This window comes from Rathayibacter rubneri, assembly GCF_023743255.1.
GTDB lineage: Bacteria > Actinomycetota > Actinomycetes > Actinomycetales > Microbacteriaceae > Rathayibacter > Rathayibacter rubneri.
In genome coordinates this window covers 20,571-32,796 of the sequence record NZ_JAMRYM010000035.1, presented here as the reverse complement: position 1 = coordinate 32,796, position 12,226 = coordinate 20,571, and the positions used below count along the sequence as shown (strand labels likewise).

The window sequence follows — 12,226 nt, the reverse complement described above, 5'->3', positions numbered from 1 at the left end:
CCGTAGCCGATGCCGAGCTGGCGCAGCGCCCGCGCGAGGGGAGCGGCCGGCGGGCGGTCGCGCGAGGCGGGTCGGGACTCCGCCGCGCATGTATCTTGATTTCTAAGTTACTTTAGTGAAAAGGCTTCTCAGGGTCAAGCGCCGGGACCGCCGGCACCGTTCCATAGGATCGAGGCGGCCGGTTCTCCGGAGGTCCGCCCGGTGGCGGGTCGTCCCGGGCCGGCGGTCCCGGACGAGTGCGAGGTGCGCGGTGGAGGAAGTGCCCGTCGCGCCCGCGCGTGCCCGGCTCGCCCGCGTGGCCGAGGAGGCGGGGGTGTCGGTCTCGACGGTCTCCAAGGTCCTCAACGGCCGCTCCGACGTCGCGCCGGCGACGCGCGCCCGGGTCGCGGCTCTGCTCGACGCGCACAGCTACCGTCGACGCGGCGAGCGCTCGACCTCCAGTTACCTCGAGCTCGTCTTCCACGAGATCGAGAGCGCCTGGTCGACGCAGATCATCCAGGGCGTCGAGTCCGTCGCCCGCGAGAGCGGCATGAGCGTCGTCCTCACGCTCAGCGGCGACCACCGCTCGCCCGGTCCGGAGTGGGTGACCGGGGTCCTCGGCCGACGTCCGGCCGGCGTCGTGCTGGTGCTGTCCGGCCTGCCCGAGGAGCACAAGCGGCGGCTGCGCTCCGCCGACATCCCCTTCGCGATCATCGACCCCTCCGGCGATCCCGCTCCCGACGTGCCGTCGGTGGGCTCCGCGAACTGGATGGGCGGCGTGCTCGCGACGCGGCACCTTCTCGAGCAGGGGCACACGCGGATCGGGGTCGTCACGGGCCCGGCCGACATGATGTGCTCCCGGGCGCGGCTCGACGGCTTCCGGTCGGCGATGGCGTCGGCGGGCGTGCCGGTGGACGAGTCGCTGGTGCGGTTCGGCGACTTCCACGTGCCCGGCGGGCGGGACCACGCGCTGGAGCTGCTGTCGTCGGCGTCGCCTCCCACGGCGCTCTTCGCCGGGTCGGATCTGCAGGCTCTCGGCGTCCTCGAGGCCGCGCGGATGCTCGGTCTGCGCGTGCCGGAGGACGTCTCCCTCGTCGGCTACGACGACCTGCCGATCGCGGAGTGGACCTCGCCGCCGCTCACGACGGTGCATCAGCCCCTCCGGCTGATGGGGGAGGAGGCGACCCGCCTCGTCCTGCGCCTGCGCGAGGGCGGGTCGACGCAGCTCCAGATGGACCTGGCGACGACGCTCGTCGTGCGAGGCTCCACCGCCCGGGTCTGACGCTGCTGCGAGAGCGTGCGCGGCTCACCGCCGACCAATTCGTTGGGCACGCCAACAAAGTGTTTCGAAAATGATTGACCCCCTTTGCGGGGTCCGGTTACGGTCGGCTCACCAACAGATTTCGACACTGAGGTCGAAACTTTCGAGAGGTGCTGTTCGATGAAGAACGATCCCATCCGGGACGACGACCGGATCGCTCCGGCCACTGCCGCCCCCTGCCGGCTGACCGCCGCTCCCTCCCTCCGCCACCGGCGGGGCCTGCTCGCCGGAGCCACCGCCTTCGGCCTCCTCGCGGGCGCGCTGGTCCTGCCGTCGGCCCAGGCCGCGGAGCTCGAGCCGACCGTCCTCCTGCAGGAGGACTTCGAGGACGGGGCGTGGGATCCGCTGGTGCAGAACGGCGGCCCGACGCTGTCTGTGATCCCCGAGGGCGGCGACAAGGCCCTGCTCGTGCAGGGGCGCGCGAACGACTACGACGGGGTGAAGACTCCGGCGAACCTGCTCCAGCCCGGCGGCTCGTACACGATGTCCGCGCAGGTGCGCCTGGCCGGCCCGGCCGGCACGACGGCCTCCGCGCGCTTCGTCGTCGAGCCGAGCTACTCCTGGGTGGGCAACACGACCGTCACCTCCGACGCGTGGACCACGGTGAGCGGCACCTTCGACGCGCCCGCCGGCGCCGACCCGGCGACCCTCCGCGCGTACATCGGCACGAGCGCGCTCGCCGGGCCGTACGACTACCTCCTGGACGACATCGTGATCACCGGAACCGCCGCTCCCGCGCCCGTCACCTGGCAGCCGACTCCCGACGCGTCCTTCGTGTCCGGGGGAGCGGTCGGCGCGACCACGACACCGGTCACGGCCGCGCGCGGCACCGGGAACCGGGTGGCGCTCACCTTCGACGACGGGCCCAACCCCGGCGAGACCACGGCGATCCTCGATCTGCTGAAGGCCCGCGGCGTCCGCGCCGTCTTCTGCGTGATCGGCCAGAACGTGCAGCAGCCGGGCGGAGCGGAGCTGCTCCGGCGCATCGTGGCCGAGGGGCACACCCTCTGCAACCACGGCACCTCCTACGCCGACATGGGCTCGTGGACGCAGGCGCAGATCGAGACCGACCTCAAGGCCACTCTCCGGATCATCCGCGACGCCGTCGGCGACCCGTCGCTCGCGGTCCCGTACTTCCGCGCCCCCAACGGCAGCTGGGGCGCGACCGGCGCCGTGGCCGCGGCCCTGGGGATGCAGCCGCTGGGCCTGGGCTCGACCATCTCGGACTGGGACGGCAACGACCTCAGCGAGGCGACCCTGACGGCGAACCTCCGCGCCGCCTTCACGCCCGGCGCGATCGTCCTCGCGCACGACGGCGGAGGCGACCGCAGCAACACGGTGAAGGCGGTCACGACCGTCGTCACCGAGAAGCAGGCCGAGGGCTGGGAGTTCGTCCTGCCCCAGGGCGGCGCCGCCGCGTCGGTGCAGCCGGGGCTCTCCTCCGACTTCGAGGACGGCCTCGACGGCTGGGCGGCCCGTGGCGACGGCGTGCAGGTCGCGACGAGCACCGACGCGCACTCCGGATCCGGAGCGCTCCTGGTCACGAACCGCACGCAGCCGTGGCACGGAGCGACGATCGACGTCACCGCGGGCATGCCCGTCGGTACCGCGGTCGGCGTCGCGGTCTGGGCGAAGCTCGCTCCGGGGCAGTCGCCCGCGGGGCTGAAGATCTCGGTGCAGCGCGACAACGGCGACGGCAGCGCCTACGAGGGCGTCGCCGGAGCCGGCGCGCAGGTCACGGCCGACGGCTGGGTCCTCCTGAGCGGCACGTACACCCTCGCGGCCGCGGCCGACCGGGTGCAGATCTACGTCGAGGGCCCCGTGGGCGTCGGCTTCCTGCTCGACGACTTCGTCCTCGAGCCGATCGTCGAGACGCCGATCCAGACCGACGTGCCCGCGCTGAAGGACGTGCTGGGCGCCGCCGGGATCGAGCACGTGGGAGTCGCCATCGACGCCCGCGAGACGGTCGGCACCGCCGCGGACCTCCTCCGGAAGCACTACAACGCCTTCACCCCCGAGAACGCGGGCAAGCCCGAGAGCGTGCAGCCCGTGGAGGGGCAGTTCACCTTCACGCAGCTCGACCAGCTGCTCGACTTCGCCGACGCCGAGGGCATCGACGTCTACGGGCACGTGCTGGCCTGGCACTCGCAGACCCCGGCCTGGTTCTTCCTCGACGGCACGCGGCCGCTGACGAGCAGCCCCGCCGACCAGGCGCTGCTGAAGTCGCGGATGCGGGCGCACATCGCCGGCATCGCCGCTCATCTCGACGCCCGCTACCCCGACGGCGACAGCCCGATCTGGGCGTGGGACGTCGTGAACGAGGTCATCGCGGACGGCGACACCGCGAATCCGCACGACATGCGCGACAGTCGCTGGTTCCAGGTGCTGGGCGAGGGCTTCGTCGACGAGGCGTTCCGTCTCGCCGACGAGTACTTCCCCTCCGCGGAGCTCTTCATCAACGACTACAACACCGAGATGCCCGAGAAGCGGGCGGACTACGTCGAGCTGATCGCGGCCCTGCAGGCCCGCGGCGTGCCGATCGACGGAGTGGGCCACCAGGCCCACGTCGACGTCGCCCGGCCGGTGCAGTGGCTCGAGGACTCGATCGAGGCGGTCGAGAAGCTGGATCCCACGCTGCTCCAGGCGATCACCGAGCTCGACGTGAACGCGTCGACCGAGAACCAGGGCGCCGACGTCAGCGGGGCCCCCGTCGACCCGTACAGCCCGGCCTTCGAGGACGACGAGGACGCGGCGGCCGAGGTGGGCTATTACTACCGCGACCTGTTCGCGATGCTGCGAGAGCACGACTCCTCGATCGAGTCGGTGACCTTCTGGGGCATCAGCAACGCCCGCAGCTGGCTGCGGACCTGGCCGATGGCGCGCCCGTGGGAGCAGCCGCTGCCGTTCGACGACGACCTCCAGGTCACCCCGGCCTACTGGGGCATCGTCGATCCGACGGAGCTGCCCGCCCGCCCGGCGGACGTGCTCGCTCCCCGCATCGCCGACATGTCGGACGTGCGCGCGGTCTCGAACGGAGCGTCGGGGGCGAAGGTGGCCTACACGCCGCCGTCGGCGATCGACACGCGGGACGGAGCGGTCCGACTGATCTGCACCCCGCCCAGCGGCAGCCGCTTCTCGATCGGCACCACGACCGTGACGTGCACGGCGACGGACGCGGCCGGCAACACCCGGACCAGTACCTTCGACGTGATCGTCACGAGGAAGGTGCCGGGCAAGCCGTGATCCGGTGACCGGCCGTCCGCCTCGGCATCGCCCCCGTTCCCCGCTCGCGCGGAGGACGGGGGGCGATGCCGTGCGGCCCGGGGGCGTCACTGCAGGTGGCGGAGCTCCTGTGACCGGCGGTGTCGCGGATCCGAGACTCGGCTCGGTCGCCGCCCGCTCACCAGGGGACGACCGACCCGTCCGCTCCGAGCCGGTAGAGCCCGGTGCTCACCGGCGCGGCGTCGCCGGACTCGTACAGGCCCCGGGCGAGCACCCGCAGGCCCTCGACCGCCTCGAGGTCGTCGCTGCCGCAGAGGTGCATCGCCGCGCGGTGGCCGATCGCGACCACCGGGTCGCCCGCGACGAACTCGTCGAACAGGTCGTGCAGCACGTCCGCGCGCAGGATCTGCGACGCCGCGAGATCCTCGCGGCCGGGCGGCGCCTCGAGGAGGAACCGACCGTCGCCGCCGCTGACGACGGGATCCACGCGGCCCAGCCAGGCGAGCGCCTCCGCCGCGAGCGCGGTCCCGGCGAGTCCGAGCCGGGCGGCGCTCGCCGCCGTCACGTACTCCCATGCCGCGTCCCGTTCGAGGACGTAGGCCACGGTGAGGCCGGACGTGTGAGCACCGAGCACGGGATCCGCGCTCGCCGGGAACCGGGCGAGGAGCGCGTCGCGGGCGCGCTCGTCAAGGACGAGCGGATACACCGGCACGGCGTCGGTCCCGACGCGAGCCCGCCCCGTGACCGGATCGGCGATCACGGCGACCGCCTCCTGAGCGCCGCCGGCCGGCCGCCGCCGCGAGAAGAGCCCCACGATCAGCGCCTGAGCCCGGGTGCTCCGGAGGCGGGCGACGAGTGCTCGAGGACGGGTCCGGCGGGGGTGCTCATGCGTCACATCCTCGTCGGTGCCGCCCCGCTCCGCTCACATCGCCGACACCCTGTCGCCGAGCCGTGACGGGGCGACGCGCTGCAGCGTCGGCAGCAGCGGCGTGCCCCCCGCAGCGCAGGGGCCGACGACGGTCCAGGCGCGGAGGGTCGCCGCCGACCGCGGAGGGCGGCAGTGTCCTTCCCGGCGTGCCGGCCTGCATCGGGTGTCGGTGGTGGGAGGGCGCACCTCGAGGACGTGGGTGCCGCGCGGTGCGAGCCGGCGGCGGAGCCCGTCGTCGAAGCCGTGCAGCCGGCCTCGACGGCGCCGTAGCTCGGAGCGCGCGCGGGGGAGACGAGCGCGAACCCGGAGGTGATGACGACCAGCGCGGACAGGTCCGGCCAGCGGGTGAGCGTCTCTCCGGTCAGATGCAGGGGAGCGGTGAGGTTCAGGGCGATCTCGGCGCCGGTTCTCCGCAGCTGCCGCCCCGGGGGCGTTGACCTCCGGCGGTGCGCTCTTCGGACGGCTCCAGGGGAGCCCCGCGCCTAGGGTGGGGGCGTGCCTTACGAACCGGATGCCGCGACTCCCGAGGACGCGTCGCCCTTCGCGCGACCGCTCGGCGAGCGCTCCCTCGACGACTACGTGCCGGGCCTGGTCCTCGAGCACGGCTCGTACCGGGTCACGAGCGCGGAGATCATCGACTTCGGCCGCCGCTTCGATCCCCACGACATGCACGTCGATCCGGAGCTCGCGCGGAGCACGCCGCTCGGCGGACTCGCCGCCAGCGGCTGGCACACGACGGCGATGATGATGCGGATGCTGGTCGAGTCCTACCTCAACCAGGCGACCAGCATCGCCTCGCCCGGCGTGGACGAGCTCCGCTGGTCGGCACCGGTCCGGCCCGACGACGTCCTGCGCGCCCGCTTCACGGTGCTCGAGGCGCGTCGCTCTGCCTCCCGGCCCGACCGCGGAGTGGTCCGCACCCGGATCGAGCTGCTGAACCAGGATCGCGTCACGGTGATGAGCCAGGTGATGACGAACCTGATCCTGCGCCGCGCCGAGGGCTGAGCGGTCGGCGCCGGCGTGCGCTCGACCGGCGAGTGTCCAAGAGTCGTCGTACTCGAGCTCGAGTACGACGACTTCTGAGGACTCGAACTCGGGTGCGACCGCCGCTGCCACGAGCCGGGGTGATGGCGGCGCAGATGGCGACCTGCGGTCAGTCGTCGGCGCTCCGCCGCGCGAGGATCGCGCCGTGGTGACGGGGGAGAGGCGCCTGCCCGGTGCGGGTGTGCGTCTGGAGGACCTCGAAGCCGACGGTGCGCAGCTCGCCCGCGAGTGCCTCCGGCGGCCACCGGTAGGCCGTGGTGATCGCGTGGTCGAAGGCCTCCACTCCGGAGCCGGTGAAGAACCCCACGAGGAGTGTCCCGCCCGGCCGGAGGACGCGGGCGAACTCGGCCAGCGCGCGCGGGAGGGCGTTCGGGTGGTGGTGGATCAGCGAGTACCAGGCCAGCACCCCGCCCAGGCTGCCGTCGGGTGCCTCGAGGGAGTCGATGTCGCCGACGGCGAAGGCCACCTCCGGGTGCGCCCGTCGAGCGAGCTCGACGAAGGCCGGCACACGGTCGACGCCGCTGATGTCCCTCCCCAGCCCGGCGAGGTGGGCCGTCCAGTGCCCGGGGCCGCATCCGGCGTCGAGCAGGCGTCCCTCCACGCTCCGCGCCCACGACGAGACGAGGCGCTCGTCCGAGGGATGCACGGCGGACATCGAGCCGAGGAGCTCGGCGTACTCGACGGCTCGGGCGGAGTAGGACGGGACGACGTCCCCGCTCGACGACCGGCACGCCTCGGTGAGCAGTCGCATCGCCTTCGGCCCGACTCCGTGCAGCGCCGCCAGCGGAGCGGGATCCCGCCCGCGGAGGTCCTCGAGGGTGCGGATGCCGACGTCCGCGAGCGCTCGGGTGGCGGCGGCTCCGATCGCGGGGAGTGCGGTCATGTCGAGGCTCCGTTCTCGTCCGCGCCCCACTGTCCGAGCGCGGTGACCGCCTCGCGCAGCGCGAGCCCGTGCTCGGTCAGCGCGTAGGCGCGGGTGTTGTGCCGCAGCGGCAGGCGGGTCAGCACCCCCGCTGCCTCGAGCTCGCGCAGGCGGGTCGCCAGGATGTTCGTCGGCACGCCGAGGTCGCGCTGCAGGTCGCCGTAGCGCTGGGGACCCTCCAGGAGCCGCTCGACGATGAGCAGAGCCCAGCGTGCGCCGACGACCTCGAGAGCCGCGGAGAGATCGCTCACTCCGCCGGATCGACGTCCGGCTTCATCCAGAACGGCGAGTAGTGGTAGCCGTCGAAGTCGTCGAACTGGCGCTGGTACATGAACGGGTAGTCGTCGGTGTCGCCGATCCGCCCGCCCGCGGCGGCGGCGCGCTCGACGAGCTCGTCGACCGCCTCGCGGCTGGGCAGGTCGAACGAGACCGTGACCTTCGAGGGCGTGCCGGGGCCGCCGATCAGGTCCTCGGTGCCGCCGACGCCGGCGTACATCTCGCGGCTGCCGAGCATGACGTACTGCTCCGGAGCGATCGAGAAGCACGACACGTTGTGGTCCGACATCTCGGCGTTCAGCGTCCAGCCGAGGGCGGTGTAGAAGGCGGTCGCGCGCTCGACGCTCTCGACCGGGCAGGTGATGAAGAGGCTCATGGAGGTCATGCTTGCAAAATGCAAGCACGATGGCAAGGGAAGGACGCGCATTCCGAACGACTCGCGGCGCCCGAGCGTCGCGCTGCCACCGCCCCTCGTGATCGCAGCTCAGCCCGGCCCCGCCTCAGCCGGGCGGGGGCTCGGTGACCTCGATCGGCAGCTCGGCGTCGATCCGGTCGCCGCTCCGGGTGCGGACCGCGAGCACGGCCGCGCCGAGGGGCAGATCGGAGGGGAGGTCGAAGGAGCCGCTGACGGTGGAGCGCTCGCCCTCGGGCGCCGGACGGCCGAGCACGATCTCGTCACCGGTGGCCGAGGGGGTGAGGGTGACCTCGACGTCCGAGGCGGCGCGGCTCGTGCCCCCGGTGTCCTCGCACGTCTCGCGGACGAAGTCGGCGCGGAGCCGGACGACGCCCCCGGGGTGCAGGGCCGACTCCCGCAGCTGGACCTCCGGAATCGCGCAGGACGCGGCCGCCGCCGTCCCGGTGCAGCCGGCCGTCCCGAGGGCGAGACCGGCGAGCAGCGCGGCCGCTCCTGCGACCCGTCCACGCGTCGTCCGTGCTGCGCGCGGGGAGCTCAGCGGCACCGGTCGTCCGGCACCGCGGGCCCCCGCGCGAGGGAGCGGCCGGGTGTCACTCCGCCGGATCGACGACGAGTCCGACGCCGCCGCCGCGCCGCACGGGCTCGGCGGCCGCGGTCATCAGACCCGACGGGTCGACCTCGATGGCGGCCACCGCGCCGATCTGCGCGGCCGAGGTGAAGGAGTCGCCCGACGGCGTGAGCTGCTGCCCGAACGGCGCGAGGTCGTCGGCGTACGCCTCGATGAACTCGGGCTCGGCGGTGGTCGAGGCGGTGTTGCGCTGGGAGGCGCGGGGCGCGGCCACCGCCTCCGGCAGCGTCATGCCGAGGTCGATGCGGTTGACCAGCGTCTGGAGCACCGTCGTGATGATCGTCGACCCTCCGGGCGAGCCGACGACGAACTTCACCTTCCCGTCGTCGAGCACGATCGTCGGCGACATCGACGACCGCGGGCGCTTGCCCGGCTCGATGCGGTTCGGATCCGTGGCGACGTACACCGTGGAGAAGTCCGTGAGCTCGTTGTTGAGGAGGAACCCGCGTCCGGGGACGGTCATCCCCGAGCCGCCGGTCTGCTCGATCGTGAGCGTGTAGGACGCGGCGTTGCCCCACTTGTCGACGACGGAGAGGTGCGTGGTCGAGATGTTCTCGGTGTCGCTCTCCGGCGCGGCGGCGGCGGTGGCGCATGCGGTTCCGTCGAGAGCGCCGGGAGCGACCGGGCGGACCGACGCGGTCGTCGGGTCGATCGTGCAGTCGCGCGAGTCGGCGAACTCCTGGCTGAGCAGCGTGGTGGTCGGGACCGCGGTGAAGGCCGGGTCGCCGACGTAGGCGCCCCGATCGGCGAAGGCGCGGGCCGACGCCTCGAGGTAGAGGTGCAGGGCGCTGCCCGTCTCCTCGGCGCCGAGGTCGTGGTTCTCGAGGATGTTGAGCGCTTCACCGACGGCGATGCCTCCGGAGGAGGACGGCGCCATGCCGTAGACGTCGAGCCCGCGGTAGGAGACCCGGGTGGGCGCCTGCTCGAGCACCGAGTAGGCGGCGAGGTCGGCTTCGGTGAGCGAGCCGGCCGGAGCCGGGAGCGCGGAGCCCTCGGCGACGCGGGGGTTCTGCACCGTGTCGGCGATCTCGGCGGCCAGCGGACCCCCGTAGAACGCGCTCGGCCCGTGCAGGGCGATGCCGGCGAGGGTCTTCGCGAGATCCGGGTTGCGGAAGGTGCTGCCCACGCGCGGAGCGTCGCCACCGGGGAGGAACAGCTCGGCCGTGTCGGGGAACTCCTGGAACCGCTCGAGATTGTCGAGCGTCTGGCTCCGGAAGGTCTCGTCGACCGGGAAGCCCTTCGCGGCGAGCGCGATGGACGGCGCCAGCACGGCCGGGAGCGGCAGGCTGCCGAAGCGGTCGACCGCGGTGTCCCACGTCGCGACGGTGCCGGGGACTCCGACCGCGACCCCCGACGACACGAGCTCGGGGGAGAAGCGGTACGGGGCGCCGGTCGCGGGATCGAGGAACGCGTCCGGGGTGATGCCCGCCGGCGCGGTCTCGCGACCGTCGATCGTGCTCACCGCGCCGGTGGCCGCATCGAAATAGACGAAGTACCCGCCGCCGCCGATGCCGGCACTGTACGGCTCGGTCACTCCGAGTGCGGAGGCGGTCGCGACGGCGGCGTCCGCGGCGTTGCCGCCGGCCTTCAGCACCTCGAGCCCGACGCGGCTGGCCAGCGCATCGACGGACGAGACCGCTCCGCCGTAGCCGACCGAGGTGGAGGGCGAGACGACCGGGCCTCCCAGGTAGTCGCGGATCTGCTCGGGCGAGGGGAGGCGGCGCGCGTCGAGAGCGGACGCCGGCGCGGCACCCGCCACGGTGAGGGAGACGACCGCGGCCAGCGCGAGCGCGGTCCGTCGCAGAGCGGGTGTCGTGGCCATGGCGTTCCTCCGGGGAGTTCGGTGGGTGCGAAGCTGAGTTCCCCCAACCTAGGGGTGCATCGCGTCGCGGACCACCCTTCCTCTGCAGGTCGGCCGGGTCGCTCCTCCTCTGCGCGATCGGGCGGTCGACCGAGCGTCGCGCCGGGGTGGACAGGCTCCGGACGCGGTGGATCAGAACCCGGGCGGCAGGACGAGGACGGCGAACGCGGTGGGGACGCCGGACTCGTACGCCTCGACCGTCACCTCGGTCCCCTCGGCGTTCCTCCGGCCGAGCACGCAGGTGAAGACGAGGCTCTGGCCGGGCTCGTAGCGACCGTCCCCGCCCACGGCCGCCGATGACGGGCCGACGAAGCAGAGGAAGTCGCGGGGCCCTCCCACGACGATCGGCCGCGCCGCGTCGGGATCGCTCGCGGTGAAGACCATCTCGTTCACGACCAGAGTGCCGGTGGCCGTGTTCTTGACCGTGAACGCCGCCTCGACGAGTCCTCCGTCCAGGACGGGAGTGCTCCACGTCCCGACCAGGCCCTCGAACGCCGTCGGCGGCGGTGTGCTCGCCTGCGCGGCGGGTGCGCTGACGGCGGCGACGATCAGCGGTGCCGACCATCCGAACGACTGGGCCACCAGGCGGCGCGACGGCCCGGAGGGGAGGGCGGGGGCATCGTCGGCGTCTCGGGTCACGGCATCACGGTAGGCCCGGCCGTCGCCGGGAGGAGGCCGTCGAGGTGTCCTCTTCCCGCCATGTCCGCAACAGGGCGCCGGATGCGAGAAGGCGAGCGGAGCGACACGCCGCAGGGATCATCCGGCGAGAGCGGGGGCGTCGGAGTCGGGCCGGCACGCGTCCTGCCCGCAGTCGATCCCCCCGAGCTGCTGCAGGAGATGGGCGGCGAGCCCGGGATGGACACCGCCCGGCGTGCGGAGGGCGTCGCGGAGCAGCGCGACGACGCACCGCGGGTCCTCCGAGTCCCGGGCGAGGCCGCAGGGCCGCTCGGGCGCGAGGGCGGTCATGCCGCGTGATCGGGCTGCACCGATCCCGGTTCGGCGAGGGGCGCGAGGCCCTGCGGGCTGTTCGCCGCCCGGGCCAGCAGCTCGATCCACGCGGGGTCGATCGTCGTCGCCTGCGAGTCGGAGTAGGAGAACTGCAGCGGGACGGCGCCGTGCATCCACAGCGCCTTCCGGCCCGATCCCGTCGAGACATCGGCGGGCAGGCTGAGCAGGAACGCCTCGCTCCGGCGCAGCCTGCCGATGATCACGATCTGCAGATGCGCGAGAGCGCGGTCGTCGAGGGCGATCGGGGTCGGAGGGGTCCCGTAGAGCAGGTGGCTTATGGCGTCTGTCCTCATCTGCCGGGTTCTGGGGCGTGACCAGGTGTTGTCTCGTTCGAGAGGACAGGGTGATCTCCCTCATCGGTTCCCCTTCCGGTTCGACTGTCCGCTCAGCGCAGTCCTCGACCCCCTCCCCGTGAACCGGGGTGGAAGGACGTCGAGCACTGGTCGGAGGAGGTCGCGTGTCGGTTCAGTCGGAGTTCCCGCCCGCTCCTGAGCGCCCGAAGCAGCGCCGTATCGGCTGATCCCACCCCCGGAGCCTCCGTCGACGAGCGGACGAACGTCCGGATCGAGGCCGAGGGGACCGACGTCGACCGGGCGTCCGAGGTCCTCGGCGGCTTCTACTC

General features: G+C 73.1%; 12 protein-coding genes. 3 read left to right on the top strand and 9 right to left on the bottom strand.

Features of this window, described 5'->3' with window-relative positions; genetic code table 11:
• Positions 1 to 250 precede the first annotated feature (250 nt).
• Both NB037_RS09865 and NB037_RS09860 read left to right on the top strand, forming a co-directional pair.
• A complete protein-coding gene (locus NB037_RS09865; RefSeq protein WP_251945482.1) occupies positions 251 to 1,261 on the top strand; it encodes a LacI family DNA-binding transcriptional regulator in 1,011 nt (336 codons plus the stop codon).
• 159 nt (positions 1,262 to 1,420) lie between these two features.
• Positions 1,421 to 4,543, top strand: coding sequence for an endo-1,4-beta-xylanase (locus NB037_RS09860; protein WP_251945481.1), 3,123 nt, complete (start codon positions 1,421 to 1,423; stop codon positions 4,541 to 4,543).
• Between the two features lie 157 nt (positions 4,544 to 4,700).
• Here NB037_RS09860 and NB037_RS09855 read toward each other — a convergent pair whose 3' ends face one another.
• The gene (locus tag NB037_RS09855; RefSeq protein ID WP_251945480.1) at positions 4,701 to 5,417 is read right to left on the bottom strand and encodes a DUF1444 domain-containing protein; all 717 of its coding nucleotides are present in this window, start codon (positions 5,415 to 5,417) and stop codon (positions 4,701 to 4,703) included.
• Between the two features lie 528 nt (positions 5,418 to 5,945).
• Between NB037_RS09855 and NB037_RS09850 the strand changes: the two genes are divergently transcribed.
• Complete coding sequence (locus tag NB037_RS09850) at positions 5,946 to 6,455, top strand: MaoC family dehydratase (protein ID WP_251945479.1); 510 nt, start codon at positions 5,946 to 5,948, stop codon at positions 6,453 to 6,455.
• Positions 6,456 to 6,603: 148 nt separating this feature from the next.
• Here NB037_RS09850 and NB037_RS09845 read toward each other — a convergent pair whose 3' ends face one another.
• From NB037_RS09845 to NB037_RS09805, 8 genes are all read right to left on the bottom strand, one after another.
• Positions 6,604 to 7,377 carry a methyltransferase domain-containing protein gene (locus tag NB037_RS09845; protein ID WP_308202070.1) on the bottom strand — a complete coding sequence of 258 codons (774 nt, stop codon included), beginning with the start codon at positions 7,375 to 7,377 and terminating at the stop codon, positions 6,604 to 6,606.
• Complete coding sequence (locus tag NB037_RS09835; protein ID WP_251945478.1) at positions 7,374 to 7,667, bottom strand: winged helix-turn-helix transcriptional regulator; 294 nt, start codon at positions 7,665 to 7,667, stop codon at positions 7,374 to 7,376. The genes NB037_RS09845 and NB037_RS09835 overlap by 4 nt, the downstream gene beginning before the upstream one ends.
• Positions 7,664 to 8,068, bottom strand: a complete 405-nt coding sequence (locus NB037_RS09830; protein ID WP_251945484.1) for a VOC family protein — start codon at positions 8,066 to 8,068, stop codon at positions 7,664 to 7,666. The genes NB037_RS09835 and NB037_RS09830 overlap by 4 nt, the downstream gene beginning before the upstream one ends.
• Before the next feature lie 124 nt (positions 8,069 to 8,192).
• Positions 8,193 to 8,651, bottom strand: coding sequence for a hypothetical protein (locus NB037_RS09825; protein WP_251945477.1), 459 nt, complete (start codon positions 8,649 to 8,651; stop codon positions 8,193 to 8,195).
• Between the two features lie 46 nt (positions 8,652 to 8,697).
• Entirely contained in the window at positions 8,698 to 10,557 is a 1,860-nt protein-coding gene (gene ggt, locus NB037_RS09820) for a gamma-glutamyltransferase (RefSeq protein WP_251945476.1), read from the bottom strand.
• 171 nt (positions 10,558 to 10,728) lie between these two features.
• A complete protein-coding gene (locus NB037_RS09815) occupies positions 10,729 to 11,235 on the bottom strand; it encodes a hypothetical protein (protein ID WP_251945475.1) in 507 nt (168 codons plus the stop codon).
• A gap of 117 nt (positions 11,236 to 11,352) precedes the next feature.
• Positions 11,353 to 11,562 carry a hypothetical protein gene (locus tag NB037_RS09810; protein ID WP_251945474.1) on the bottom strand — a complete coding sequence of 70 codons (210 nt, stop codon included), beginning with the start codon at positions 11,560 to 11,562 and terminating at the stop codon, positions 11,353 to 11,355.
• Positions 11,559 to 11,897 (bottom strand): DUF7882 family protein, encoded by a 339-nt coding sequence (locus tag NB037_RS09805; RefSeq protein WP_251945473.1) that lies wholly within the window; start codon positions 11,895 to 11,897, stop codon positions 11,559 to 11,561. Before NB037_RS09805 ends, NB037_RS09810 begins: the two co-directional genes overlap by 4 nt.
• Positions 11,898 to 12,226: the final 329 nt, after the last annotated feature.

What these genes read in the sequence shown, in the direction of transcription:
- NB037_RS09860 (WP_251945481.1), top strand. Translation starts at nt 1,421, where the DNA reads ATGAAGAACGATCCCATCCGGGACGACGACCGGATCGCTCCGGCCACT.
- NB037_RS09845 (WP_308202070.1), bottom strand. Translation starts at nt 7,377, where the DNA reads ATGACCGCACTCCCCGCGATCGGAGCCGCCGCCACCCGAGCGCTCGCG.
- NB037_RS09830 (WP_251945484.1), bottom strand. Translation starts at nt 8,068, where the DNA reads ATGAGCCTCTTCATCACCTGCCCGGTCGAGAGCGTCGAGCGCGCGACC.
- ggt (WP_251945476.1), bottom strand. Translation starts at nt 10,557, where the DNA reads ATGGCCACGACACCCGCTCTGCGACGGACCGCGCTCGCGCTGGCCGCG.
- NB037_RS09810 (WP_251945474.1), bottom strand. Translation starts at nt 11,562, where the DNA reads ATGACCGCCCTCGCGCCCGAGCGGCCCTGCGGCCTCGCCCGGGACTCG.
- NB037_RS09805 (WP_251945473.1), bottom strand. Translation starts at nt 11,897, where the DNA reads ATGAGGACAGACGCCATAAGCCACCTGCTCTACGGGACCCCTCCGACC.